Origin of the sequence: Kluyvera sp. 142486, assembly GCF_046569695.1 — a bacterium.
Lineage (GTDB): Bacteria > Pseudomonadota > Gammaproteobacteria > Enterobacterales > Enterobacteriaceae > Kluyvera.
Genome location: NZ_JBKHUI010000007.1, coordinates 1 through 24,693 on the forward strand (window position 1 = coordinate 1; position 24,693 = coordinate 24,693).

Consider the following 24,693-nt stretch of genomic DNA (forward strand, 5'->3'; position numbering starts at 1 on the left):
AACGGCCACATCTGGCCCTGAAGTACAAAACGCCCGATGACGTTCATCAGGCGTTTTATCGACAGAAAACTGTCAACCTATATCAGGACTAGTCAATGTTTACCCACGTAAGCGCCTGAACATCAGGCTAGGCTCCTTCCCAGGCACATCGTCAATCTCTCGCACTAGCGTCATTCCGCACTTCAGCAGCACTTTCTGCGAGGCAAGATGGTTCTTGCGCACGATGCCCACCACTTCCTCAAAACTCAGCACGTTGAAGGCATAATCAATCGCTGTCAGGGAGAATTCCGTGGCCAACCCTTTACCCCAAGCCTCTGGCGCAAAGCGATACCCCAGGTTGTTTACCGTGCAGTCGGGATATTCCACGATACGTAGCCCGCCAAAACCAATCACCCGCTGCGGGTTCTCCCGCAGGCTGATGGCCCAGTTGCCGAAACCATAAACGTTGAGATGTTCAAGCCAGCCTGCCAGCACCCGGCAAGAGTGTGCGAGATCTGCATGCGGGCCTGCTGGGTTAAAGGTGTTGGTCGCTGGGTCACCGTAAATGCGATAAAGATCGTCGAGATCGTCTGCCGTCGCTGGACGCAGGGTGAGATGTTCGGATTGTAGGTGCATGGGTTTATCCTTGTCGAAAAGGTTGTTCATCGCGCACTTTTATTGTGCGACTAGCCTGGCACAGCGCAATCGACACCGCCAGCCCGGCAACAATCAGCGCAAGCGCAGCGGAGAGCATCAGGCTGCCATTTATCCCCAGATGATGGTTCAGCCACGCGTAGGCAAACGGTGAGGCAGCGGCGAGTACCTGCGCCGGAATCAACAACACGCCGGTGCGGCGGGCGTAATCTTCGGCGGCGAACAACTGAAGTGGCAGAGTCGCTTTGAAAACGGTGGTTAAGCCGTTGATCGCGCCATAGCCAAGGACAAAACCTCCGGCAGCCCAGGTAATATGCGTGCTGCTTATGCCGAGGGCGAAGCAAAGCGGGATGAAAAAGGTGGTGAGCAGGGTGAGTTTTATCGGCGTGAGCGCTGAACCAGAGGCGACTTCGAGAAAGCGTGCACCAGTCTGCCCGACGCCCCAGAGCATACCGATGGCAACGGGCAACTCATGTGCGGCGATGAACTCCGGCAGGTGCGTTGAGGTGCCGTTAGAGATAAACGTCACCAGCGCTATCAGCGCGGCGTACAGTAAACCGGTACGGCGATCGTGCGCGGATGCAGGCGCAGCACGGCGAGCGGGAACCGGCGGCAGCTTCTGGTTAGGCAGGCGCATCAGCAGCAGTGCGCTCACGATCCCCAGCAGGCTGTATACCAACAGCGCACCCCGCCAGTCGGTTACCGTTAGCAGTGCAGCGCCTAGCGGCCAGAACAGCGCGGAAGCAAGCCCACCGGCAAGCGTCACGCGAGAGATTGTCGCCCGAGCACTCTGCCCGTATAGATTCACCAGCGCGGCGAAAAGCCCGTCGTAGAGCGCCAGACGCATGCCGACTCCGGTTATCAGCCAGGCAATGTACCAGCCAACAAGCGTATGAATCATCGACATCAGCAGGCAACCTAAGGCAATCAGTAGCGTTCCGCTGACCACGACACGCTGGCCGCCAAAATGTGCTAGCAGGCGGGCAACCCAGGTGGAGAGTAGCGCCATCATTAGCATCGCCAGCGTCAGGCCCAGATAAATATGCGTGGATGCCCATCCCGTATTCTGCGCAATCGCGCGGGCAAAGGTGCCCGGCATATAAAACGAAATCCCCCAGTTGATCAGCTGATTGCCTCCGGCGGCGAGGGTGATGGGGAGCGATGCAGCAGGTGTTTTCATTATCTTCTCGAAGGTTATGCAGTTGCTGGCAGCATAACCTGCGCGCTATTGTGCAGGCAGAGCCCTCCCTTTATGACCCTGATAAGAGAAACTTTGAATGACGACGCTGAATCTGGGATACCTGGCAACGTTTCGTTTAGTGGTTCAGCGCGGCAGCTTTTCGGCGGCGGCGGACGTGCTGGGGATTTCACAACCTGCCGTCAGCCTGCAGGTACGTCAGCTTGAGCAGTTCCTGCAGGCGAGGCTTATCGAGCGTACCGGACGCGGGGTAAAGGCCACCGCGGCCGGCCTGGCGCTTCTGCTTCACGGTGAACGTATCGAGCTGGCGGTGAGTGAGGCGTTACAGTCGGTGAACGACTGCCAGCAGACCGTCAGTGGCACGATTACACTTGGCACTGGTGCCACGGCTTGTATCCACCTTTTGCCATCTTTACTACAGAACCTGCGCGAGCAGCATCCGATGCTGGCGGTGGGAGTAACGACCGGTAATACCCTGGGTATTACCCGTGCAGTAGAAGAAAACCGCCTTGATTTAGGGCTGGTCACGTTACCCGCCAGCGGGCGCAGTCTGGATATCATGCCGGTCTTACGTGAAGAATTTGTCGTTATCAGCGCCGAATCACAGGGTGAACTCAACCTGGAGATGCTAAAGACGCTGCCGCTGATTGCATTTGAAGCGGGCAGCGGAACGCGCGACCTGATCGATAGCTGGTTCCAGCAGGCTGGGCTTCAGGTGACGCCGGTGATGCAACTGGGCAGCATAGAAGCGATTAAACGTATGGTGGCGGCGGGGTTGGGGTACAGCATTATTCCGCAGATGGCGGTGGAACATCATCGTGATGCCGAAGGGCTAAGGGTGGGATCGCTGACGCCGCCGCTCTATCGTCAGTTAGGTATCGTGAGGCGGCAGGATAAAATTTTGAGCAAAGGAATGGCGGAGATTATCCGGCTGTTGCAACAGCACGCTCCCCTCTAAGGTAAAAGGGGAGCGCCGGGTTTAGTCGACCAACTGCAGCTGTTGCTGAGGCCGGTTGGCAACGTTCTCTACGCGGATATCCATCTGCGGGTACGGTAGGTCAATGTGGTTAGCATCCATCGCCTCTTTGATATTTTCCAGCAGGTCGTAGTAGGTGTTCCAGTACTCGGCGTTGCGTACCCATACGCGAACGTAGAAGTTCAGCGATGAAGCGCCCAGTTCACCTAAACGCACGGTGAAACCGCGCTTCTGGTCGATACGCTTATCCTGCTCGATGAGCTGGGTGATGACCCTTTTCACATCGGCAATGCGGCTCTGATAGCCGACGCCAATCACCAGATCGATGCGGCGGAACGGGTGGCGTGAATAGTTAATGATATTGTCGGCAATAATCTTGCCGTTAGGGATAACGACCTCTTTGCTGTCGCCGGTTAGCAGTGTAGTTGAAAAGATATGCACCTTCTCGACGGTGCCTGTCATGGCGCCAATCTGCACCACTTCGCCCGCACGGAAGGGGCGCAGGGAGACCAGCATCACGCCCGCCGCGAAGTTTGACAGCGAGCTTTGCAGCGCCAGGCCGATCGCCAGGCCTGCGGCACCGATAACGGCGATAATGGATGACGTCTCAATGCCCAAACGCCCCAGCGCGGCGACCACCGAAAACGCGAGTGTGATGTAGCGGACCAGTGCGGTAAAGAACTGCACGATGGTGATATCCACTTTGCGTTTTAGCAGCAATTTTTCCAGCCCACGAGAGAGCAGGCGGGCGATAAATTTACCAATAAATAACAGAATAATCGCCGCAACGATGTTCCAGCCAAACTGGACAACCGCATCGCTGTGACCTGACATCCACTCCAATCCACTTCTTATTTTGGGAAATAACGTAAAACCTTTCATGGTAAAAAACCTGCCGTTTTAAAATTAATGGTGGAAGATTCAATTAAATATTCAACATATATACAAAAAATTTATATATTTATAAGTAGGGTGCTTTTGGAGTTATGTATTAGCGACTGTTTGCGCGTTTATCGCCGTTTTTTTAGGTGAATTATTGATGCATCAAAAAATCAGCGCGGCATGTTGCGGCAGCAGAAAAGGAAAAGCTTGTGTAATCGTGCGGGAAATTATTATTTGGCTAATAAAATACGAATTGAGACTAATGTGGCAGAACGGAGATGAAACATGGCTAAATTCCTTACCGGATGGTTAAAAATCAATCTGTTAGCCATTCGGTAAGGAATCTCGGTCTCGGAAAAAGGGGCGTTAACGGTCGTCGGTTTGCGCGGGGGAGGTCTTTTGCGACAGGCTGCTCTGCTGGGACTCTTTTTTGTCCTGGTGGTGATGCCACGCGCCGATGGAGGAGTAGACGAAGCGTCCGAAGAAGAAGATAAAGCTGATAAGCAGTACGATACGGGTCATTCGACCATTAAATCGGTGTCGTTTTCGTAGGCTGGTAACCTGGCTCACAAAGGGGTCCTTACGTTATACCCATAGACGGGCGGTACGTACATTAAGGCACAGAGCGGGGCGTGGGTCAATTGCGATGAATGTAAAAATCCGTCAGATAAAACATTAATTAATGTTATATAAGATATTATTCGTATTCACAAGAGGGCCTTGATTACGGGGGGCAGCACAAAGAAAAGAGAATTAGTGTTTATATGTGCGTTATTTTTTGACTCATATCAATCTTCATTCGTAAGCGATAACTAAAATCTCCACCTGACCCGCGTAATATCTTCTCTCGCGGCCTTTTATAAGCCAGGTTGGATGCCTGTCTGAAAATACCCAGCTGGATTTGGGGTATCCTTAGAGCATCTATGAATTTCTGTAAAATATATAAGCAATATCGGGATGAGTGGTGGGGACTGCCTCTGATATTGCCTCTTCTTGTGTTACCAATAATCAAAATTGCTAATACATACACCTATATTGGCGGCGGCAAAACCTACCTTTATTACCTCCCGCTGCCCTTTATGCTTTGCATGATGCTGTTCTTTAGCTGGAAAGCGTTGCCTGGGCTTATCGCGGGTATTGGCTGCTATCTCACTAACGATTTTCACTTCGTGGAAAGGATTGGCATTGAGCTGCAGTTCCTTATTCCGACGATCGTGGCCTGGGGCGGGTATCAGTTTTTTAATCAGCAACGCAAGATGATTTCCCACGGCGACACGCATCTGATGGCCCATCGACTGTTCTGGCAGATGTTTGTTCCTTCGACGATTTTCCTGCTGTTAATTCAGTTTGCTTTGTATCTGGGGCTGTACCCTAGCATGCGGGAAACCGAGTGGGTGTCGCCGCTGACGCAGCGTAATCTGATTAACTACCAGTCGCTGTTGATGGGATATCTGACCGGCGTACCGCTGTGCTATTTGATGATTCGTTTAATCCGCAACCCCAACTACCTTCGAAGCTTTGTCTCGCAGGTGCGCCGCGATTTCGACCCGAAGGTGAAATGGCCGGAGATGGTCATCTGGTGGGCGGTAGTCATTGGCGTTTTCTCGATGATGATGCTCCCGATGACCAAAGGCAGCACGATATTCAGCACTAACTACACGCTGTCACTGCTACTGCCTATTATGCTCTGGGGAGCGATGCGCTTCGGCTACCGCTTTATCTCGGTGCTCTGGACGCTGATGCTGATTGTGGCCATCCACTATCACTACCACTATGTGCCTAAAAGCGCAGGCTACAGCGTGCAGCTGGCGATTACCTCCTCCAGCTACCTGATCTTCTCGTTTATCATTGCGTATATGGCGATGCTCTCCACCCGTCAGCGGGCGATTTATGAACGCGTGCGCCGTATTGCCTTTATTGACCCGGTTGTCAGCCTGCCCAATATGCGTGCGCTGAGTCGGGCGATTAACAACACGCCGTGGTCGGTGCTGTGCTTTTTGCGCATGCCGGATCTTGAAGTGCTGACGCGCCACTACGGCATAATGCTGCGTATCAACTACAAGCAGAATCTGGCGAAGTATCTGCATGAAGCACTTCGCCCCGGCGAGAACGTCTACCAGCTTACCGGCAGTGATTTGGCGGTGCTGCTGCATACCGAATCTTATAAAGAGCGCATGGACGAGCTCTACGAGCGTCTTAAGCAGTTCCGCTACAGCTGGAACGGTATGCCACTGCAGCCGCAGATTGGCGTCAGCTATTGCTATCTCCATGCGCCGGTCGCCCACCTCTCGTTAATGCTGGGTGAGCTAAATACGGTGGCGGAGCTTTCGCTTGCCACCAATCGCCCGGAAAACTTACAGCGCCGTGGCGCGCAGTATCTGCAGCAAGAGCTCAAAGATAAAATTGCGATGATGGTGCGGGTGCAGCAGGCGCTGGAAAACAACCGCTTTCGCCTGATGGCGCAGCCGATCGTCGGTATTCGCGGCGACGACTATCACGAAGTCCTGCTGCGTATGCTTGGTGACGACGACGAGCTTATCTCGCCGCTGTTGTTCTTACCGGTCGCTCATGAGTTTGGTATGGCTTCACGCATCGACCTTTGGGTGCTGGAAAATACGCTGGCCTTTATGGCGTGCCGCCGGGAAAGTAATCCCGGCATGCGTTTAGCGCTGAACCTTTCGCCTTCCACGGCGAGCGGGACTGGCTTTGCACATCAGGTGAAGGAACTGCTGGAAGAGTACGGTATTGAAGCATGGCAGTTAGTCTTCGAGATAACCGAGAGCCATTCGCTGGTTAACGCTGAGCAGGCGAGAAAGACGCTGCATGAGCTTCAGGGCCTGGGTTGTCGGGTGGCGATTGACGATTTTGGTACTGGCTATGCCAGCTACGCGCGCCTCAAGCATATCAGCGCCGATATTCTAAAAATTGACGGTAGCTTTATTCGCAATATTGCGACCAGCAGCCTGGATTACCAGATTGTCTCGTCTATCTGCCATCTGGCGCGTATGAAGAAGATGCAGGTCGTCGCAGAGTACGTCGAGAACGAAGAGATTCGCACTGCGGCGATTGCGCTGGGGATTGATTATCTGCAGGGGTACGGCATTGGCAAGCCAGCTCCCCTGGAGGAGCTGGCGGTAGCGGAAACTGCGGCGTGCGAATCAGGCCGCGACGATTTCGTCGGGCGCCCGCTCCTCAGTGATTTTTAACAACCAGCCGGTGACGCTTTCCCAATACTGCTGCTCTTTCTCCAAATCGAGCAGCACCAGCGCGTTCTGGGTAAACCAGTCGTGCGGGAAGCAGAGCGTCCAGTGGTTAGCCTCGGTGGTCAGCTTCAGCGTTGGCGGCGTGGTCGTCGCCTGGCGCTGATTGTTCAGCAGCACGCCAAGGCGCAATAGCTGAATCATCGGCAGGAACTGCTTCTTTTTGAACAACGTAAAGCGCGGCAGCTCGTCGAGCTTAATCGCCTTACGGTGGAAGCGCACCAGCGTTGACATCAGATACTGCTGCTCCTGGTTGAAGCCCGGCAGATCGCTGTTTTGCAGAATATAGGCCGAATGGCGGTGCATACCGCTGTGGTTAATATTCAGCCCCACTTCATGCAGCATCGAAGCCCATTTTAGCAGTGCGGTCAGCTGCGGATTGCCCAGTTTCGGGTTTTGCTCAAGCCACTGATCGTACATTTGCATGGTCGTTTCCAGCACGCGCTGCGCCTGTTCACGATCAATGTTGTACTGGTTTGCCAGACTTTGCGCGGTGCGGCTGCGCACGTCCTGGTGGCGGAAACGGCCTTCCATCTCATACAGCACGCCTTCACGCAGCGCGCCGTCGGAGAGGCGAAGCTCTTTAATCGCCAGTGAATCAAACACGCCGCAGAGAATAGCCAGCCCCGGCACGAAAACGCCTTTACGTTCTTCCGACAGGCCTGGCAGGCTCAGACTGTTGAAGTTTTTATACTTCAGCACCTCTTCCACCAGCATCTCGAGACGTTCAGGGGTGATAAAACCGTCCTTTTCGCCCATCTCAACCAGCACTTCGTGGGCCGCTTTGATGGTGCCCGACGCGCCCATGGCAAAATTCCAGCCCTGAATGCGGTACTGCCACGCCAGCGTTTCCAGCTTCTGCACCGCCGCCAGGCGCGCGCGCTGGAAGTTTTCGCGGTTGATGGTCCCGGCGAGGAAGAACTGCTGCGCAAAGCTAACGCAGCCCATACGGCGGCTTTCGACCAGCTTCGGCTCGAAGTCTTCGCCAATCACCAGCTCGGTGGAGCCGCCGCCGATATCAATCACCAGCTTGCGTCCCTTTTCAGGCTGGGTGTGCTCTACGCCCATAAAAATCAGACGGGCTTCTTCGTTCCCGGAGATGATTTCGATAGGGTAGGGGATCACTTTTTCTGCTCGCGTCAGAAACTCGGTGGCGTTCGCCGCCTGACGCAGCGTATGGGTACCGACGATACAGACGCTGGACGGAGCGAAGCCCTGCAGGCGCTCGGCAAACAGCGACAGACAGCTCAGGCCGCGCTCCATTGCCTCTTCGCTCAGCATATTGTTTTCATCCAGCCCATCGGCCAGATGAACGCGTTGCTTCAGGCGGCCAATAATCTGCATCGCGCCGTCGACGACGCGCGCGATAACCATATGGAAACTGTTCGAACCAAGATCAACCGCCGCAAACTCCTGCGGCCGGGGTGCTTTGCTTTTTATTGGCATAGGTTAGTCAGGTTGTTCAAGTGATTTGAGGTAATCGTAAATCGCCTGCTGCGCGCGGACCTTGCGTCGGTTGCCGCGTGGCACATAGCGATTACTCAGTTCTTTATCAATAAAGCGGGCTTTCACCGTGTCGCTGAACAGAATATCGATAATATCGAGGATCCGCTGTTTAAGGCGTGGGTCGAGCAGCGGGGTTGCCACTTCGATACGGTAGTCGATATTTCGGGTCATCCAGTCAGCGGAGGAGAGATAAACGCGTTTATCGCCGCCGTTCTCAAAAATATAGATGCGATCGTGCTCAAGGAAACGGTCAACGATGCTGATCACACGAATATTATCGCTGATCCCTTCTAATTCTGGAATCAGAGAACACATGCCGCGGATCAGAAGATTGACCTGCACGCCGGAACTGGAGGCCGCATACAGACGATCGACCAGCCCTTTATCGACCAGGTTGTTGAGTTTGAGGGTAATTCCCGCAGGCTGGCCGTTTTGCGCATTGGCAATTTCGCGGTCGATCATTTCATAGAGCAGGCGACGGGAGTTCTGCGGCGAAACCAGCAGATAGTCGAAGTTTACCGGGCGATACGGGTTCTCGATAAAGTTGAACACCCGGCGGACTTCGTTGGTGATACGCGCGTCGGCGGTCAGCAGCGAGTAGTCGGTGTAGATACGCGCCGTTTTCTCGTTAAAGTTACCGGTGCCGATGTGCGCATAGCGCACCACATCGTCGCCCTCTTTACGCGACACCAGGAACAGCTTGGCGTGAATTTTCAGCCCCGGCGCGGAGAAGATAACGTGTACGCCCGCTTCTGTTAGACGCTTCGCCCAATGAATGTTGGCTTCTTCATCGAAGCGCGCCTGCAGCTCAACCACCACGGTGACTTTTTTACCGTTGTGGGCGGCGTGGATCATCGCATCAATAATGCGCGAGTCTTTCGCCACGCGGTAGATGTTGATCTTAATCGCCAGTACGCTTGGGTCGAACGACGCCTGACGCAGCAGTTCCAATACGTGTTCAAAGGTGTGGTACGGGTAGTAGAGCAGCACGTCGCGTTCACGAATGGCATCGAAGCCGTTGCGGAACTTATCGAACCACAGGTGGCGCAGGCGCGGCATGGGTTTGTTGACCAGGTTGGCTTTGCCGACGTTCGGGAAGCCAATAAAGTCTTTAAAGTTGTGGTAGCGACCGCCCGGCACGATGGAGTCATAGCGGGAAATAGTCAGCTTTTTACGCAGCATTTCCACCATCGCATCCGGCATATCGCGCTGGTACACAAAGCGCACCGGCTCGGCGGTCAGACGCTGCTTCAGGCTCGAAGACATCAGCTCCATCAGGCTCGACTCCATCTCGTGCACCAGGTCGTACTCGGCATCACGAGTCATTTTCATGGAGTAGGCGTTGAGGGCGTCGTAGTCGAAGAAGCCCTTGAAGATATCATCCAGGCAGTAGCGCAGGATGTTGTCCAGCAGGATCATCGGCTTGCGACGACGCGGCGTCTCTGGCGGCAGGTTGACGAAGCGCGGCACTTTATCAGACGGGATCTCCAGCAGCGCGTAGTTGATTTCGTCGCCGCGGATAATTTCGACCGCCAGGTAGGTGTAATCGTCTTTCAGGAACTGGACCAGATCGGTTTCCCGGTTCAGCAGGATCGGGGTGATGTGCTGGCGCAGATGCTGTTTAAAATAGTGACGCAGCCAGCTCTGCTGGTTGACGGAAAGCTGGCGTTCGTTAATCAGGAATATTTGGTTACGGGCCATCTCCAGCAAGAGTTCGTTGTAGAGACCATCGAACTCCTGATCGGCTTTCAGCACCCGGGCCTGAATGCGGCTTAGCAGGTGGCGAGAATGCGTGGTGACGCCCTGTTCTTCGCTAATGATGATGCGGCGCTTTAGCTCCGCAAAGCGGACCTTGTAGAATTCGTCGAGGTTGTTGGAGTAGATCCCCAGGAAACGCATACGTTCAATAAGCGGGTTACTTTTGTCAGCCGCTTCCTGGAGGACGCGCTCGTTGAATGACAACCAGCTCAGTTCTTTTTCGATGTACAGTTTTTCCTGACCCATTACTACTCACACTCCGGTTTATTCACGGGACGCGGCAACGTCGTCTACTGATTATATTGCTAGCTTTGCCGGGCTATGTCCAACTGTGTCATCTTAGTATGACAGTTATCCTGATTTGCATAAAAAAGAGGGCCATAAGGCCCTCTTAGGTTATTCGTGTAGGCCGGATAAGGCGTTTACGCCGCCATCCGGCAATGTGCTTGCGGCTTGCCTGATGGCGCTAAGCTTATCAGGCCTACAGGCACATAATTTATTCTGCTGCATAGCCTTCCGGCGGCAGCTTAATGTCGTCAAGCCAGGCGTGATTATCCTGCATCTTCAGACGGCCATTAAGGAACCAGCCCACCACCAGAGGATAGATAGCATGTTCCTGCGCCTGAACGCGTGAGGTGATTTCCGCCTCATCGTCACCGTCGAAAACCGGCACTTTGGCCTGTAAAATCACCGGCCCGCCGTCCAGCTCTTCGGTGACGAAATGCACCGAGGTGCCGTGTTCCGTATCGCCATTGTCCAGCGCCTGACGATGGGTGTTCAGCCCGGGATATTTTGGCAGCAGGGAAGGGTGGATGTTGAGCAGCTTGCCTTGATAGTGCTGAACGAACTCCGCGCTCAGAATGCGCATGTAGCCTGCCAGCACCACGATATCGGGCGCATAGGCGTCAATTTCATGCATCAGCTCACGGTCAAAGGCTTCACGGCTGGCAAATTGGCTGGCCGCCAGCGCGTGCTGGGGAATGCCCGCCTCACGCGCCCGCTCAAGGCCGAACGCGTCGGCCTTGTTGCTAAATACCGCCCGGATGGTGCCTGGAATCCTTTTCTGCTCGCAGGCATCGATAATCGCCTGTAAGTTGCTGCCGCTGCCGGAAATCAGCACCACGATATTTTTCATTTATTCGATGACCACACGCTGTTCGGAATCAGAGGCTTTGATATAGCCGATTTTCCACGCGTTTTCACCTTTTTCGTTCATCAGCGCAATCGCTTTGTCTGCCTGATCGGCCGCCAGTGCGATAACCATGCCCACGCCGCAGTTAAAGGTGCGGTACATTTCATGCTGGCTCACGTTGCCGGCATCCTGCAGCCAGTTGAATACCGCTGGCCACTGCCAGGAGGATTCATCGATAACGGCCTGGGTGTTGTCCGGCAGAACGCGCGGAATGTTTTCCCAGAAACCGCCGCCGGTCAGGTGCGCAATGGCGTGAACGTCGACGCTGGCAATCAGTTCCAGAATAGATTTCACGTAGATGCGGGTCGGTGCCAGCAGGTGGTCGGCCAGGGTTTTGCCTTCCAGCTGGGTGGTGTCCGGGTTACAGCCGCTGACTTCAACAATTTTACGTACCAGTGAGTAGCCGTTAGAGTGCGGGCCACTGGATCCGAGGGCAATCAGTACGTCGCCGTCGGTCACTTTGCTGCCGTCGATGATTTCTGATTTCTCAACCACGCCGACGCAGAAACCGGCAACGTCGTAATCTTCACCGTGGTACATGCCCGGCATTTCGGCGGTTTCGCCGCCAACCAGCGCGCAGCCAGACTGCAGGCAGCCTTCAGCGATGCCGCTGATAACGCTGGCTGCGGTATCGACGTCCAGCTTACCGGTTGCATAGTAGTCGAGGAAGAACAGCGGCTCGGCGCCCTGTACCACCAGGTCGTTCACACACATGGCTACCAGATCGATGCCGATGGTGTCGTGACGTTTTAAATCCATCGCTAAACGCAATTTGGTGCCAACGCCGTCAGTGCCGGAAACCAGCACCGGTTCGCGATATTTTTGCGGCAGTGCGCACAGTGCGCCAAAACCGCCTAATCCACCCATCACTTCTGGACGGCGAGTTTTCTTCACCACCCCTTTGATACGGTCAACCAGAGCGTTTCCTGCGTCAATATCAACACCGGCATCTTTATAGCTGAGAGAGGTTTTGTCGGTCACTGCTAAGTCTCCACGCGTTTGCGATAGCAAGAAAAATCGGCGCAATTCTATCAGTCCAGGCAAACGTTTGCGAGCCTATTCTGATCCCAATTTTTACCTCCCGGTTTTTCCATCGTTTCCATCTATATATCGGTCAAATATGATACTGCTCACGAAAATGAAACCGGGTACACCCTTGTCCTTGCATCCACTGAGCACAATCCACATCATAATAATGAAACCGGTTTCTGTTTTTGTTTCAGCGAAGCCAATCACCGATGTAAAAACGGCCAGAAGGGATGGATGGAATGAAGATTGCTGCCTTTGATATTGGGGGTACGGCGTTAAAGATGGGCGTTGTTGCCGCCAGCGGCGAGCTGCTCGATAAGGGAAAAGAGCCAATTAGCAACAGCGATGGTGACCAGATTCTGGCGGCGATTGAGCGCTGGATTACGGCCCACCCAGAGTGCTCCGGGATTGCTATCAGCGCACCGGGCTATGTTAACCCGCATACCGGCTTTATCGAAATGGGCGGCGCCATTCGTCGGTTCGACAACTTTGCGATTAAAGCGTGGCTGGAAGAACGTACCGGTCTTCCGGTGGCGATTGAGAACGACGCTAACTGCGTGCTGCTGGCCGAACGCTGGCAGGGCAAGGCCCGCGAGATGGCAAACTGTCTGGTGATGACCATCGGCACCGGCATCGGCGGCGCTATCTTCTGCAACAACCAGCTGGTGCACGGCGCCCGTTTTCGTGCCGGTGAGTTTGGCTATATGCAAACCATGCGCCCCGGCTCACGCGATGTCCGTCGCTACTCCATGAATGAAAACTGCACCCTGCGCGTGCTGCGCTATCGCTACGCGCAGCACATCGGCAAAACGCTGGAAGACGTAACGGGTGAGGAGATTTTTGACCGCTTTGACGCGGGTGATGCTGTCTGTCAGCGGCTGGTATCAGAGTTTCTCAACGATATCGGCACCGGCCTTTATAACCTGGTGAACCTGTTTGACCCGCAGACTGTTTTTATCGGCGGCGGCATTGTCGAGCGCCCTGGTTTCCTGGCGCTGATGCGTGAGCATCTGGCCTGGTTCGGCATTGCCGATTACATCGATACCGTCAGCCACGGCAACGATGCCGGGCTTATTGGCGCGGTTTACCATTTCAATCAGCACTATTCACAGCGACAACTCACTGTTTAACGAGGGAAAGATATGTCTGGATTTAAAGCTGGGTTTCTCTGGGGCGGCGCGGTAGCCGCACACCAACTTGAAGGCGGTTGGCAGGAAGGCGGGAAGGGCGTGAGCGTGGCGGATGTGATGACCGCTGGTGCGCACGGCGTGCCGCGCGAAATTACCAACGGCGTACTGCCTGGTAAAAACTATCCGAACCACGAAGCCATCGACTTCTATCATCGCTATAAAGACGATCTGAAGCTGTTCGCTGAAATGGGCTACAAATGCTTCCGTACCTCTATTGCCTGGACGCGTATTTTCCCGAACGGCGATGAGCTGACCCCGAACGAAGCGGGCCTGCAGTTTTATGATGACTTGTTCGACGAGTGCCTCAAGCTTGGCATCGAACCGGTCATCACGTTGTCGCACTTCGAGATGCCGTACCACCTGGTCACCGAATACGGCGGCTGGCGTAACCGTAAGCTGATTGAGTTCTTCGTTCGTTTCGCCAAAGTGGTGTTTACCCGTTACCAGCACAAAGTGAAGTACTGGATGACGTTCAACGAAATCAACAACCAGGCGAACTTCCACGAAGATTTTGCGCCGTTTACCAACTCGGGCCTGAAGTATCAGCCGGGTGAAGACCGTGAGCCGGTGATGTATCAGGCTGCGCACTATGAGCTGGTAGCAAGTGCGCTGGCGGTGAAAGCTGCGCGTGAGATTAACCCAGCGCTGCAGGTTGGCTGCATGATTGCCATGTGCCCAATTTACCCGCTGAGCTGTGCGCCAAACGATATGATGATGGCGATGAACGCCATGCACCGTCGCTACTGGTTCACCGACGTGCACGTGCGCGGTAAGTACCCGCAGCATCTGCTGAACTACTTCGAGCGTCGCGGTTTTGAGCTGGATATTACCGACGAAGACCGTCAGGCGCTGACCCAGGGCTGCGTCGACTATATCGGCTTTAGCTACTATATGTCGTTTGCCACCAAGGCCACCGACGATAACCCGCAGCTCGACTACGACGAAACCACCAGCCTGGTCTCTAACCCATACGTGCAGAAGTCCGACTGGGGCTGGCAGATTGACCCGGTGGGCCTTCGCTACTCGCTGAACTGGTTCTACGACCACTATCAATTGCCGCTGTTTATCGTGGAGAACGGCTTCGGGGCGATTGACGTGCTGGAAAGCGACGGCACGGTGAACGACCAGTACCGTATCGACTATCTCTCAGCGCATATTGCTGAAATGAAAAAAGCGGTCGTGGAAGACGGCGTGGATCTGATGGGCTACACCCCGTGGGGCTGCATCGACCTGGTTTCTGCCGGTACCGGCGAAATGAAGAAACGCTACGGCTTTATTTATGTCGATAAAGACAACGAAGGTAACGGTACGCTGGCGCGCAGCCGTAAAAAATCTTTTGCCTGGTATCAGAAGGTGATTGCGACCAACGGCGAAGAGCTCTAACCCGCTGAATATGTAAAATAAAACCCCGCGAGTCGGGGTTTATTTTTATCCTGTCTTATACTCTCTGGGGACCCATTCACCGCTTTGCTTGATCCTGGTCAATCATCACAGGTATGGCGCAATCGTAAAAAAGCGGTATAATCCCGCGATTTTTTTTGTGGCTGCCCCATCTAAAGGAGAAAGAGAATGAAGATTGTGGAAGTTAAACACCCACTCGTCAAACACAAGCTGGGCCTGATGCGCGAGAACGACATCAGCACCAAACGCTTCCGTGAACTCGCCTCCGAAGTCGGCAGCCTGCTGACTTATGAAGCTACCGCCGGTCTGGAAACCGAGAAAGTGACTATCGAAGGCTGGAACGGCCCGGTAGAGATCGACCAGATCAAAGGTAAGAAAATTACCGTTGTGCCAATCCTGCGTGCAGGCCTGGGCATGATGGACGGCGTACTGGAAAACGTACCAAGTGCGCGTATCAGCGTCGTCGGTATGTACCGTGACGAAGAGACGCTGGAACCGGTGCCTTACTTCCAGAAGCTGGTCTCCAACATCGATGAGCGTATGGCGCTGATCGTTGACCCAATGCTCGCTACCGGCGGTTCCGTTATCGCCACCATCGACCTGCTGAAGAAAGCGGGCTGCTCAAGCATTAAGGTGCTGGTGCTGGTTGCCGCGCCAGAAGGTATTGCGGCGCTGGAAAAAGCGCACCCGGACATCGAGCTGTACACCGCGTCGATTGACCAGGGCCTGAATGAGCACGGATACATTATTCCGGGCCTCGGCGATGCCGGCGATAAGATTTTTGGTACCAAGTAAACGAACAAATAAAAAGAGCCGACTTTGATAGTCGGCTTTTTTTTGAATAAAAAAACCGAAGCTAATAACACACTCGAGGAAAACATCATGACACGCCGTGCCATTGGGGTAAGTGAAAGACCGCCGCTTTTACAGACCATCCCGCTAAGCTTGCAGCATTTATTCGCCATGTTTGGCGCAACCGTGCTGGTGCCAGTCCTGTTTCACATCAACCCAGCCACCGTTTTGCTGTTTAACGGTCTCGGGACGCTGCTGTACCTCTTCATCTGTAAAGGCAAAATCCCAGCCTATCTGGGCTCCAGCTTTGCCTTTATCTCTCCGGTTCTGCTGCTGCTGCCGTTAGGCTACGAAGTGGCGCTGGGCGGCTTTATTATGTGCGGCGTACTGTTCTGCCTGGTCTCCTTCATCGTGAAGAAAGCGGGGACCGGCTGGCTTGACGTGATGTTCCCTCCTGCGGCGATGGGCGCAATCGTTGCCGTTATCGGTCTGGAACTGGCTGGCGTGGCGGCGAACATGGCGGGCTTGCTGCCGCCTGACGGTCAGTCTGCTGATACCAAAACCATCATTATCTCGCTGGTAACCCTGGGCGTTACCGTGTTTGGCTCGGTGCTGTTCCGCGGCTTCCTGGCGATTATCCCGATTCTTATCGGCGTGCTGGTGGGCTACGCGCTCTCCTTCGTGATGGGCGTTGTGGATACATCGCCAATTGCAAATGCGCACTGGTTCGCGCTGCCAACCTTCTATACGCCGCGCTTTGAGTGGTTTGCTATCTTCACTATCCTGCCAGCTGCGCTGGTGGTGATTGCCGAGCACGTAGGTCACCTGGTGGTGACGGCGAACATCGTCAAGAAAGACCTGATTCGCGATCCTGGTCTGCATCGTTCGATGTTTGCCAACGGCCTTTCTACCGTGATCTCCGGTTTCTTTGGTTCCACCCCGAACACCACCTACGGTGAAAACATCGGCGTGATGGCGATTACCCGCGTGTACAGCACCTGGGTTATCGGCGGCGCGGCAATCATTGCGATTTTGCTCTCCTGCGTCGGCAAGCTGGCGGCGGCGATTCAGATTATCCCACTGCCGGTCATGGGCGGCGTTTCTCTGCTGCTGTACGGGGTTATCGGTGCCTCCGGTATCCGCGTGCTGATCGAATCCAAAGTGGATTACAGCAAAGCGCAAAACCTGATCCTGACCTCCGTGATTCTGATCATCGGCGTCAGCGGCGCGAAAGTGCACATCGGCGCGGCTGAACTGAAAGGGATGGCGCTGGCGACGATCGTGGGTATCTGTCTGAGCCTGGTCTTCAAACTGATCAGCGTTCTGCGCCCGGAAGAAGTGGTGCTGGATGCCGAAGAGAGCGACACCGCTAAGTCGTGATCCTCAAGCCGGGCGGATCGCCGCCCGGTTCTCTCCCCGCTATTTTCTGTGGTAAACTCTTCCCGTTTTTTCGTAAGCCCATGTTGAGGTCTCTCTGAACGCACCGGCACAGCTCTCTTTGCCACTTTATCTTCCTGATGATGAAACCTTTGCCAGTTTCTTCCCAGGTGATAACCCTTCTTTACTTGCTGCACTGCAAAATGTGCTGCGGCAGGAGCACAGCGGATACATCTATATCTGGGCACGCGAAGGTGCCGGGCGCAGCCATTTGCTGCACGCGGCCTGCGCTGAACTCTCGCAGCGCGGCGATGCCGTGGGCTACGTACCGCTGGATAAACGCACCTGGTTTGTTCCGGAAGTGCTGGAAGGGATGGAGCAGCTTTCGCTGGTGTGCATCGATAATATCGAATGCGTGGCGGGAGACGAACCGTGGGAAATGGCGATTTTTAATCTCTACAACCGGATCCTCGAGTCGGGCAATACCCGCCTGCTGATCACCGGCGATCGCCCACCGCGTCAGTTGAATTTGGGTTTGCCGGATCTCGCTTCGCGCCTCGACTGGGGGCAAATCTACAAGTTGCAGCCGCTGTCTGATGAAGATAAGTTACAGGCATTGCAGCTGCGTGCCCGCCTGCGCGGCTTTGAGATGCCGGACGATGTGTGCCGCTTTATGCTCAAGCGGCTGGACCGGGAAATGCGCACGCTGTTCCAGACGCTTGATCAGCTCGATCACGCTTCTATCACCGCCCAGCGCAAGCTGACCATTCCGTTTGTGAAAGAGATTCTGAAGCTGTAGGCCTGATAAGCGTAGCGCCATCAGGCGGAACCGAGCAGATTGCCGGATGGCGGCTTTGCCTTATCCGGCCTACCTGAACTCGATTTTCGTTACGCACCCTTCGCGATATCGTTGAGTAAATGCTGCATCAGCAGCGGAATTGGCCTACCTGATGCCACGCTTTTGCCTCCTTCTCGCCACAGCGCCGTACCGCTGACATCAAGATGCGCCCACGGAATATCTGCGGGGCAGAAGTGGTGCAGCAGCCAGGCCGCGGAGGCACTGATGGCCGCGTTGTTGGTCGGCGTATTGCACAGATCGGCAATGGCGCTCTCCGTTTGCTTTTTCAGCCGGGCATCCAGCGGCAGCGACCAGACTTCATCGCCGCTCTGTTCCCCGGCGAGGGTTAAAGCCGAACGCAGCGTATTATTCTGGGTCATCAGCCCGCTCAGCTCATAGCCCAGCGCTTTCACCACCGCACCGGTCAGCGTGGCGAGGTCGATAATGTACTGCGTGTGCGCATGACGCTGGCTGGCCCAGGCAATGGCGTCGGAAAGCACCAGACGGCCTTCGGCGTCGGTATTATTAATTTCCACCGTCATACCGTTACAGGCGCGGGCCACGCTGCCAGGCAGCATCGCATCCGGGCCGATAGCATTTTCCGCCAGCGCCAGCACGCCCATCACCCGCACCGGCAGTCCTAGCTCGGCGATGCTTAGCATCAGCCCAAGGACGTTGGCCGCACCACACATGTCATATTTCATGGTGTACATGCCCGCGCCTTCTTTCAGCCACAGGCCGCCAGTGTCGAAAGTCACGCCCTTGCCGACATAGCTGCGTACCGGGCCATGGCTCGCGCCTTCATAATGAATAGCCAGCAGGCGCGGTGGACGGCTGGCACCTTGGCCTACCGCATGCAGCAGGCCAAGACCCTGTTCGACGATCGCCTGTTCATCCAGCACTTCGCAACGCAGCGCAGGGAAGAGGGCGCACAGACGCTGGGCTTCTTCCACCACATACTGCGGTGTGCACTGCTCGGAAGGTATATCCGCCAGGCGACGGGCGGCAATCATGCCGTTAGCTATTGCCTGCTGTTGGCTGAATAGCGTTTCAAGGCGTGCTCGTTCGGCGTCAGAGCAAAAAGCATCAATATGCGCCAGGCGCACATCGCTTCGCGCCGACGTTTTTAGCCCAAGGTCGGTCAACTTGTGGTCCTGGTTAAACAGGAAACGCAGCGTTTTCGCCAGTACGGTGTCGTGAATATGCGTGCAGTCGAGCAGGACTGCACGGCAAATCGGTGTGGCAAACAGCGGGCGCAGGAAGGTGAGCAGTGCGTCCGTCAGGCTGTCTTGCCAGGCGCTTTGCGGCACGATGGTGATACGGGCAAATGGCCCACAGCCGAAACAGGTGTCCGCCAGTTTTCCCTGTGCCGCGCGTGCCGTCATTTCGGCAATCAGCGGGTTATTACGCAGCGCTTCCTGCTGAAGCAAAGGGCTGTCAGGTCGGGTGATGAGGTGACTTTGTGCCAGTTCGCCGGGCAGCGCCGTCACTAAGCGGTAGTTAATCATCGTTTACTCCTCGATAGGGGCGCGAATGCGGTCGGCGTAGGCCTGCATCCAGGCGTCGTCTACCGGTTGATAATGGGTCTTCTCTTTAACGCGCTCGGCGTGGAACACCGTCAGCGGCTGAGTGGCGGTAGCCACCACAAAAGAGAAGGTTTTGATGTTGGTTGCCGCGCCGAACTCTCCTTTGCGGTTCATGCAGACTACGGACAGATCGCCCGCCCGGCCAAAGCGTGACATCAGCTTATCTTCCAGTTCGTAGACCACTGAGTCCGCCGCCTGCTGTGGAGTCATGCCCTGTTCCATCCGGCGAACGATTTCGTAGCTGGTACAGCCTTTCATTAAATCTTCACCCACGCCGGTGGCGGTGGCCGCGCCGATATGGCTGTCGCAGTAGAAGCCAGAGCCGATAATCGGCGAGTCACCAAGACGCCCGCGCTTTTTCATAAACAGGCCGCTAGTCGAGGTGGCGACGCTCATCGACCCTTGCTTATCGAGGGCGATAACGCCGACGGTGTCGTGACCGTCGTAAGGGCTTAAGCCTTTATCCAGCGTTTCGCGGCAGCGTTTACGGTAGTGCTGCATCGCGCGTTCGGTGAGCATTTTTTTCTCGGCAAAACCCTGGCTCAGCGCCCATTCACGCGCGCCCTGACCGACCAGCAGCGAGTTGTAGCGCTGACGACCCAGCGCCTGAGCCACTTTCACCGGGTTAGCGATATCAACCAGATTGCCCACCGCACCAAAGGCCAGCGTGTCGCCGTCCATCCAGGCGGCGTCCAGCTCAACCTCACCGTTCTCGGTCGGCAGGCCGCCATAGCCCACCGATTTGTAGAACGGAAAATCTTCTACCGCGACCACGGCATCCACCACGGACGTCGTTGCTGCACTGCCGGCAGCCAGCGCGGACGCCGACTCCTCTACGCCTTCCAGCGCCATACGCCAGGTTGCAATAATTCCCCACATCTTTGTGTTACTCCTGTTTTGCTAGCGTGCTGGATTCCTCAACGGCACTGATTTCCGCATTGCGGTACTGCTTATCGACGATGCGCATAAACGGCAGGTACAGCATCGCGCCAATCAGCAGGTTAATGATTTGCATCACGCTGCCGGAAATATGCCCGGTAACGATAAACCCGCTGATAACCGGCGGCAGGGTCCACGGGATAAATACCCCGGTGGTCACGGCGACGGCACCCACTTTCATCGCCAGATACTGGATAGTCACCAGCACCAGTGGTACCAGGTTGAACGGGATCAGCATGATTGGGTTCATGATAACCGGCAGGCCGAAGAGCACCGGTTCGTTAATGTTGAAGATGGATGCCCCCGCACCGAGGCGTGCCACTTCGCGCATATTTTTACTGCGGGCGAAAATCAGCATGGCAATAACCAGCGACAGCGTCGCCCCGGCCCCACCCATCCAGATCATGTCGAAGAACTGTTCGGTAATAATGTGCGGCGGCGTAACGCCTGCCTGAATGGCGGCAATGTTGTCGGTCTGGTTTTCCATCCACAGCGGACGAATGATGCCATTGACCATCGAGCCGGAGTTGATCCCCACAGACCACAGAATGGTGATGCTGAAGACCGTCATCAGCGCGCCGAAATAGGAGGTGCCGAAGTGGCGAACCGGGGTGGCGACGACATCGTAAATGAACTGGTGAATGGTGTTGTAGTGAGTGTTTTCAAAGCCGATGCGGATAGCCAGCACCAGAATCATCACCACCAGCGCAGGGATCAGCGCAGCGAAAGACTCCTGTACGGCAGGCGGTACGCCTTCCGGCATTTTGATGACCAGTTTTTTGCGCTTCAGCCAGCAGAACAGTTCGGTCCACAGCAGTGAGCCAATCATAGCGACGAACAGGCCTTTGGTGCCAATCCATTCCACCGGCATCACGGTAATACCGCCGTTTTCGGCGACCTTAATAAACGGTGTCAGGATCAAGAAGCAGACCAGCGCCAGAATGCCGCAGGAGATTCGGTCATCGCCGTAGTGCTCCGCAAGGCGATAGGCGACAAGGAAGCTGATAAACAACGACATGGTGGAGAAGACCGCGTTAAACGGGATCTCGATAATGGCACTCCAGCTGGCGCCGAAGGTGCTGGACATAAACTGCTGATAGCCCTGATTCGGGAACGACGAGATAACCAGCAGGATGGAACCGACAATAATGAACGGCATAAAGGAGACATACGCGCCGCGGATGGCGCCGAGATGACGCTGCTGTGCGGTTTTAGCCGCAATCGGCATCAGTTTCTCTTCTAAAAATCCCAGAACATTGTTCATTGTGAACTCCGTATAAGATTAACGGACATTGTGTGTGTTATGTAATAGAAAACGACGAAAGGGATTATGGGAGAAAGCCTGGTGCGGAAAGGTGAAACGGGTCACAATGCATCGACTTGATTAATATGAATCTCATATGATTAGTTATTTATTTCGTAAGGAAGGCCATGGAAATTAAGCTGCACGCTAATGCCACGACGACGCCACGTATTCGAAAATACCTCCAGGAATCGGACAAAAGCGACCGGGAACTGGCGCTTGAACTGGGGATTTCTGTGACAACGGTGCGGCGCTGGCGAAAGCGTGAGCAGACGGCAGACAGAAGCACAACGCCGGTAGTGATACACAAAGCTGTGAGACAAGAGCAGATCGTGTTGATGAATGCCCTGCGTAAAATCCTTCGCGCGCCGTTAGACGATCTGCTGTTTATGGTGGTGGAAGGGCTTGGTATTACCCTGTCACGCGCGACGCTCAGCCGCTATCTGACGCCGTCTTACCCGAAAAACGGTGAGACGATACTGCACGGGAAAAAAGCGCTTAAAGCAGGGAGTCGGCCGCAAACGCTGACGCTGCATTATCGCTTGTTGTCGCTGCATATGGATGATGACGGTGACCATCATCTGTTGTGGGCGCAGGAACCTATCAGCGGATGGTGTGCCGCGCGCGTCTATTCGGGCGTGTCATCACCGTTGATGATTCACTGGCTGGATGACGTACTGGCGCAGTTTCCGGGTGATATCCAATCTGTTGAGATTAAAAGCGATGAAGGGTTAAACGAGGCGCATGTTACCGCAATGAGTCAGCATTTGGCGGCGCGAGGAAAAGACGTCAACGTTACCGTGGCGGGGGAAAAACATCAGGCAGTTGCGGTCACCGTACCGCTGGTGGAAATTATCCCCGCGCTTCGAACCCATACGCTGGATGAACTGGCGATAAGGCTGTGTGCCCTATTTAACGGTGGGAAGGAACAGAAAAAATTGGGAAATATGACGCCGCAGGCTTTTCTGGAAGCGCTGCGGCTTTAGAGGGGGATCAGCGGACGATTTCCAGCACCTGCTCAGGTGGGCGGCCGATACGCGCCTGCCCGTTGTGAACAACGATAGGGCGTTCAATCAGCTTTGGATTCTCCACCATCGCCTGGATAAGCTGCTCTTCGCTGAGTTGGCTATCGGCGAGGTTCAGCGATTTGTAGAGATCTTCTTTCTGGCGCATCAGTTCGCGCGCGCTGCTCATGCCGAGCATACTCAGCAGTTCACGAATAGCCGCGGCATCCGGCGGCGTGTCGAGATAAAGCACCACCTCAGGGTCGATGCCGTTATCCTTCAGCAGGCTTAGGGTCTCGCGGCTCTTTGAGCAGCGCGGGTTGTGATAAATGGTGACCGAATCCGTCATCGTCTCTCCTGTTTACATTTTCTGATAAGGGCGGAAGCGTTCCTGCAGCTCGCGCAGCTGATCGATACGGGCATCGTAGCGCGCCTGCTGGAGGCTGCGCAGTTTCACCTGACCGCTGGCCGAGCTGAGCATGGAAATCGCCTGATCGAGCCTTCCTACCAGCGCCATATTCTCGGCGCGTGCGGCCAGTTCCTGGTCACGGTTGCCCAACGCGGCTTCCGCCTGGGCTAGCAGATCCCAGCCGTTGGTGTCGTCTTTATTGTTAAAGGTGTAGCGATTAAGAATGGTTGCCGCTTCCGCAGGTTGCCCGCCCTCAAGCAGGGCGTTTGCCAGGTTAAGCTGCAGCACCGGGTTGGTGCGGAGTTCACGGGCATTTTTCAGGCGGCTGATGGCCTCGGCGGTTTTTTTCTGCCCGAGGTCGATATCCGTTGCCAGGTCAAGGTACCAGGCGTTTTGCGGCTCGGCGCTGAGCAGCGGCTGCAGCTGTTTACTTGCCTCAGCGTAGTTTTTCGCTTCCATGGCGAGCAGCGCGCGGCCGTATTGTGCGGCGTGCTGCTCGCGAATATTGCCCTTCGACCAGTTATCCAGCAGGTCGCTGCCGAGCTGATTCTTGCCGGAGTTATACATGCCGAGGGTACGCGCTTTGGCGAAGTAGAAATCGGCGGAGGATTGCACCACCACCGGGCGCATCTGGTTGGCGCGGTTACGCGCATCGGACAGACGGCTTTCCGGCAGGGGGTGAGTCAGCAGCATTTCCGGCGGCCGCGATGAGTAGCGCGACTGGTCGAGGAGTTTTTCCATAAAGGCCGGCATCGCCTGGGGATCGAAACCGGCGCGCTGTAGTACCTGAATACCGATGCGGTCAGCTTCTTCTTCATTCTGGCGAGTAAAGCTGATCATGCCCTGCTGGGTACCGGCCAGTGTACCGCTTAGCGCTGCCATACCGGCCTGTGGGCTAGCCATTGCCAGTAAAATTGAGCCGAGGGCGCCAACCCAGGTCAGCGGAGCGTTACGCTTCTGGTCTTCCATCGCTCGCGCCAGGTGACGCTGGGTGACGTGGGAGATTTCGTGCGCCATCACCGATGCCAGCTGGCTCTCGGTATCGGAGTAACGGAACAGCGCCGAGTGCAGCACCACGTTGCCGCCGAAGAAGGCGAAGGCGTTGATGTCGTCGTTGTTAATCAGATAGAAGTGGAATGGCGTACGGACGGAAAAGGCGTGCGAAACCAGCCGCATCCCCAATGAATTGATGTACTGAACCAGCAGCGGGTCATTAATCAGCGGGGCGCTTCCGCGCAGCTGACGTACATAGTAATCCCCCATTTGCATCTCCTGACCGATGGAGAGCGTGCTTCCTGCTGAGGTGCCCATATCCGGGAGAGTGTCAGCCGAATCCGCAAAGGCCGGAGCGATTTGCCCGAGCGTAAGCGTTGCAATAAGGGATGCCAACAGCGTTTTTTTCAACTGCCTGAACATAACC

21 protein-coding genes are annotated in these 24,693 nt (G+C 55.3%); 8 read left to right on the forward strand and 13 right to left on the reverse strand.

Annotation, left to right across the window (positions count from 1 at the left end; all coding sequences use genetic code 11):
• Nucleotides 1-99: 99 nt before the first annotated feature.
• Nucleotides 100-615 (reverse strand): GNAT family N-acetyltransferase, encoded by a 516-nt coding sequence (locus tag ACLGE8_RS09435; protein ID WP_410998108.1) that lies wholly within the window; start codon nucleotides 613-615, stop codon nucleotides 100-102.
• Between the two features lie 4 nt (nucleotides 616-619).
• Nucleotides 620-1,813: an MFS transporter gene (locus ACLGE8_RS09440; protein WP_410998109.1), complete on the reverse strand. Its 1,194-nt coding sequence runs from the start codon at nucleotides 1,811-1,813 to the stop codon at nucleotides 620-622.
• Between the two features lie 97 nt (nucleotides 1,814-1,910).
• Between ACLGE8_RS09440 and ACLGE8_RS09445 the strand changes: the two genes are divergently transcribed.
• Entirely contained in the window at nucleotides 1,911-2,789 is an 879-nt protein-coding gene (locus ACLGE8_RS09445; protein ID WP_410998111.1) for a LysR family transcriptional regulator, read from the forward strand.
• A 21-nt stretch (nucleotides 2,790-2,810) separates the two neighbouring features.
• Here ACLGE8_RS09445 and mscS read toward each other — a convergent pair whose 3' ends face one another.
• Together mscS and ACLGE8_RS09455 are read right to left on the reverse strand one after the other, a co-directional pair.
• Nucleotides 2,811-3,689 (reverse strand): small-conductance mechanosensitive channel MscS, encoded by an 879-nt coding sequence (mscS, locus tag ACLGE8_RS09450; RefSeq protein ID WP_410998113.1) that lies wholly within the window; start codon nucleotides 3,687-3,689, stop codon nucleotides 2,811-2,813.
• A gap of 366 nt (nucleotides 3,690-4,055) precedes the next feature.
• A complete protein-coding gene (locus ACLGE8_RS09455) occupies nucleotides 4,056-4,259 on the reverse strand; it encodes a YfgG family protein (protein WP_185668919.1) in 204 nt (67 codons plus the stop codon).
• A 353-nt stretch (nucleotides 4,260-4,612) separates the two neighbouring features.
• On the opposite strand from ACLGE8_RS09455, the gene ACLGE8_RS09460 reads away from it, so the two are divergent.
• A complete protein-coding gene (locus tag ACLGE8_RS09460) occupies nucleotides 4,613-6,895 on the forward strand; it encodes an EAL domain-containing protein (protein ID WP_410998115.1) in 2,283 nt (760 codons plus the stop codon).
• On the opposite strand, the gene ppx is transcribed toward ACLGE8_RS09460, so the two are convergent.
• The 4 genes from ppx to purM all read right to left on the reverse strand — a co-directional run bounded on the left by ppx (nucleotide 6,848) and on the right by purM (nucleotide 12,386).
• Entirely contained in the window at nucleotides 6,848-8,395 is a 1,548-nt protein-coding gene (gene ppx, locus ACLGE8_RS09465) for an exopolyphosphatase (RefSeq protein WP_410998117.1), read from the reverse strand. The genes ACLGE8_RS09460 and ppx overlap by 48 nt on opposite strands.
• A 3-nt stretch (nucleotides 8,396-8,398) precedes the next feature.
• The gene (gene ppk1, locus ACLGE8_RS09470; protein WP_410998119.1) at nucleotides 8,399-10,459 is read right to left on the reverse strand and encodes a polyphosphate kinase 1; all 2,061 of its coding nucleotides are present in this window, start codon (nucleotides 10,457-10,459) and stop codon (nucleotides 8,399-8,401) included.
• 250 nt (nucleotides 10,460-10,709) lie between these two features.
• A complete protein-coding gene (purN, locus tag ACLGE8_RS09475; RefSeq protein WP_410998121.1) occupies nucleotides 10,710-11,348 on the reverse strand; it encodes a phosphoribosylglycinamide formyltransferase in 639 nt (212 codons plus the stop codon).
• Nucleotides 11,349-12,386: a phosphoribosylformylglycinamidine cyclo-ligase gene (purM, locus tag ACLGE8_RS09480; protein ID WP_270503056.1), complete on the reverse strand. Its 1,038-nt coding sequence runs from the start codon at nucleotides 12,384-12,386 to the stop codon at nucleotides 11,349-11,351.
• 287 nt (nucleotides 12,387-12,673) lie between these two features.
• Here purM and bglK point away from each other — a divergent pair, with 287 nt between their 5' ends.
• The 5 genes from bglK (at nucleotide 12,674) to ACLGE8_RS09505 (ending at nucleotide 17,993) form a co-directional block, all read left to right on the forward strand.
• Nucleotides 12,674-13,564 carry a beta-glucoside kinase BglK gene (bglK, locus tag ACLGE8_RS09485; protein WP_410998123.1) on the forward strand — a complete coding sequence of 297 codons (891 nt, stop codon included), beginning with the start codon at nucleotides 12,674-12,676 and terminating at the stop codon, nucleotides 13,562-13,564.
• 12 nt (nucleotides 13,565-13,576) lie between these two features.
• The gene (locus ACLGE8_RS09490; RefSeq protein ID WP_220438275.1) at nucleotides 13,577-15,007 is read left to right on the forward strand and encodes a 6-phospho-beta-glucosidase; all 1,431 of its coding nucleotides are present in this window, start codon (nucleotides 13,577-13,579) and stop codon (nucleotides 15,005-15,007) included.
• A 186-nt stretch (nucleotides 15,008-15,193) separates the two neighbouring features.
• Nucleotides 15,194-15,820, forward strand: a complete 627-nt coding sequence (upp, locus tag ACLGE8_RS09495; protein WP_035891452.1) for a uracil phosphoribosyltransferase — start codon at nucleotides 15,194-15,196, stop codon at nucleotides 15,818-15,820.
• 87 nt (nucleotides 15,821-15,907) lie between these two features.
• Nucleotides 15,908-17,197 (forward strand): uracil permease, encoded by a 1,290-nt coding sequence (gene uraA / locus ACLGE8_RS09500; RefSeq protein WP_410998126.1) that lies wholly within the window; start codon nucleotides 15,908-15,910, stop codon nucleotides 17,195-17,197.
• Between the two features lie 94 nt (nucleotides 17,198-17,291).
• Nucleotides 17,292-17,993, forward strand: coding sequence for a DnaA inactivator Hda (locus tag ACLGE8_RS09505; protein ID WP_074398749.1), 702 nt, complete (start codon nucleotides 17,292-17,294; stop codon nucleotides 17,991-17,993).
• A gap of 89 nt (nucleotides 17,994-18,082) precedes the next feature.
• Here ACLGE8_RS09505 and ACLGE8_RS09510 read toward each other — a convergent pair whose 3' ends face one another.
• From ACLGE8_RS09510 to celB, 3 genes are read right to left on the reverse strand one after another with little or no spacing between them, the layout of a single operon-like run.
• Nucleotides 18,083-19,540 carry a leucyl aminopeptidase family protein gene (locus ACLGE8_RS09510; RefSeq protein WP_410998128.1) on the reverse strand — a complete coding sequence of 486 codons (1,458 nt, stop codon included), beginning with the start codon at nucleotides 19,538-19,540 and terminating at the stop codon, nucleotides 18,083-18,085.
• Nucleotides 19,541-19,543: 3 nt separating this feature from the next.
• On the reverse strand, nucleotides 19,544-20,497 hold the full coding sequence (locus ACLGE8_RS09515) for a N(4)-(beta-N-acetylglucosaminyl)-L-asparaginase (protein ID WP_410998130.1): 954 nt from the start codon (nucleotides 20,495-20,497) through the stop codon (nucleotides 19,544-19,546).
• A gap of 7 nt (nucleotides 20,498-20,504) precedes the next feature.
• Nucleotides 20,505-21,821 carry a PTS cellobiose transporter subunit IIC gene (gene celB / locus ACLGE8_RS09520; RefSeq protein ID WP_410998132.1) on the reverse strand — a complete coding sequence of 439 codons (1,317 nt, stop codon included), beginning with the start codon at nucleotides 21,819-21,821 and terminating at the stop codon, nucleotides 20,505-20,507.
• Between the two features lie 167 nt (nucleotides 21,822-21,988).
• Here celB and ACLGE8_RS09525 point away from each other — a divergent pair, with 167 nt between their 5' ends.
• The gene (locus ACLGE8_RS09525; protein WP_410998134.1) at nucleotides 21,989-22,846 is read left to right on the forward strand and encodes an XRE family transcriptional regulator; all 858 of its coding nucleotides are present in this window, start codon (nucleotides 21,989-21,991) and stop codon (nucleotides 22,844-22,846) included.
• Nucleotides 22,847-22,853: 7 nt separating this feature from the next.
• On the opposite strand, the gene arsC is transcribed toward ACLGE8_RS09525, so the two are convergent.
• Together arsC and bepA are read right to left on the reverse strand one after the other, a co-directional pair.
• Entirely contained in the window at nucleotides 22,854-23,213 is a 360-nt protein-coding gene (gene arsC / locus ACLGE8_RS09530; protein WP_410998136.1) for an arsenate reductase (glutaredoxin), read from the reverse strand.
• 12 nt (nucleotides 23,214-23,225) lie between these two features.
• The gene (gene bepA / locus ACLGE8_RS09535) at nucleotides 23,226-24,689 is read right to left on the reverse strand and encodes a beta-barrel assembly-enhancing protease (RefSeq protein ID WP_410998138.1); all 1,464 of its coding nucleotides are present in this window, start codon (nucleotides 24,687-24,689) and stop codon (nucleotides 23,226-23,228) included.
• Nucleotides 24,690-24,693: the final 4 nt, after the last annotated feature.

What these genes read in the sequence shown, in the direction of transcription:
- ppk1 (WP_410998119.1), bottom strand. Translation starts at nt 10,459, where the DNA reads ATGGGTCAGGAAAAACTGTACATCGAAAAAGAACTGAGCTGGTTGTCA.
- ppx (WP_410998117.1), bottom strand. Translation starts at nt 8,395, where the DNA reads ATGCCAATAAAAAGCAAAGCACCCCGGCCGCAGGAGTTTGCGGCGGTT.
- celB (WP_410998132.1), bottom strand. Translation starts at nt 21,821, where the DNA reads ATGAACAATGTTCTGGGATTTTTAGAAGAGAAACTGATGCCGATTGCG.
- ACLGE8_RS09440 (WP_410998109.1), bottom strand. Translation starts at nt 1,813, where the DNA reads ATGAAAACACCTGCTGCATCGCTCCCCATCACCCTCGCCGCCGGAGGC.
- mscS (WP_410998113.1), bottom strand. Translation starts at nt 3,689, where the DNA reads ATGAAAGGTTTTACGTTATTTCCCAAAATAAGAAGTGGATTGGAGTGG.
- ACLGE8_RS09525 (WP_410998134.1), top strand. Translation starts at nt 21,989, where the DNA reads ATGGAAATTAAGCTGCACGCTAATGCCACGACGACGCCACGTATTCGA.
- ACLGE8_RS09460 (WP_410998115.1), top strand. Translation starts at nt 4,613, where the DNA reads ATGAATTTCTGTAAAATATATAAGCAATATCGGGATGAGTGGTGGGGA.
- ACLGE8_RS09435 (WP_410998108.1), bottom strand. Translation starts at nt 615, where the DNA reads ATGCACCTACAATCCGAACATCTCACCCTGCGTCCAGCGACGGCAGAC.
- purN (WP_410998121.1), bottom strand. Translation starts at nt 11,348, where the DNA reads ATGAAAAATATCGTGGTGCTGATTTCCGGCAGCGGCAGCAACTTACAG.
- ACLGE8_RS09515 (WP_410998130.1), bottom strand. Translation starts at nt 20,497, where the DNA reads ATGTGGGGAATTATTGCAACCTGGCGTATGGCGCTGGAAGGCGTAGAG.
- uraA (WP_410998126.1), top strand. Translation starts at nt 15,908, where the DNA reads ATGACACGCCGTGCCATTGGGGTAAGTGAAAGACCGCCGCTTTTACAG.
- ACLGE8_RS09510 (WP_410998128.1), bottom strand. Translation starts at nt 19,540, where the DNA reads ATGATTAACTACCGCTTAGTGACGGCGCTGCCCGGCGAACTGGCACAA.
- bglK (WP_410998123.1), top strand. Translation starts at nt 12,674, where the DNA reads ATGAAGATTGCTGCCTTTGATATTGGGGGTACGGCGTTAAAGATGGGC.
- upp (WP_035891452.1), top strand. Translation starts at nt 15,194, where the DNA reads ATGAAGATTGTGGAAGTTAAACACCCACTCGTCAAACACAAGCTGGGC.
- bepA (WP_410998138.1), bottom strand. Translation starts at nt 24,689, where the DNA reads ATGTTCAGGCAGTTGAAAAAAACGCTGTTGGCATCCCTTATTGCAACG.
- ACLGE8_RS09445 (WP_410998111.1), top strand. Translation starts at nt 1,911, where the DNA reads ATGACGACGCTGAATCTGGGATACCTGGCAACGTTTCGTTTAGTGGTT.
- ACLGE8_RS09490 (WP_220438275.1), top strand. Translation starts at nt 13,577, where the DNA reads ATGTCTGGATTTAAAGCTGGGTTTCTCTGGGGCGGCGCGGTAGCCGCA.
- arsC (WP_410998136.1), bottom strand. Translation starts at nt 23,213, where the DNA reads ATGACGGATTCGGTCACCATTTATCACAACCCGCGCTGCTCAAAGAGC.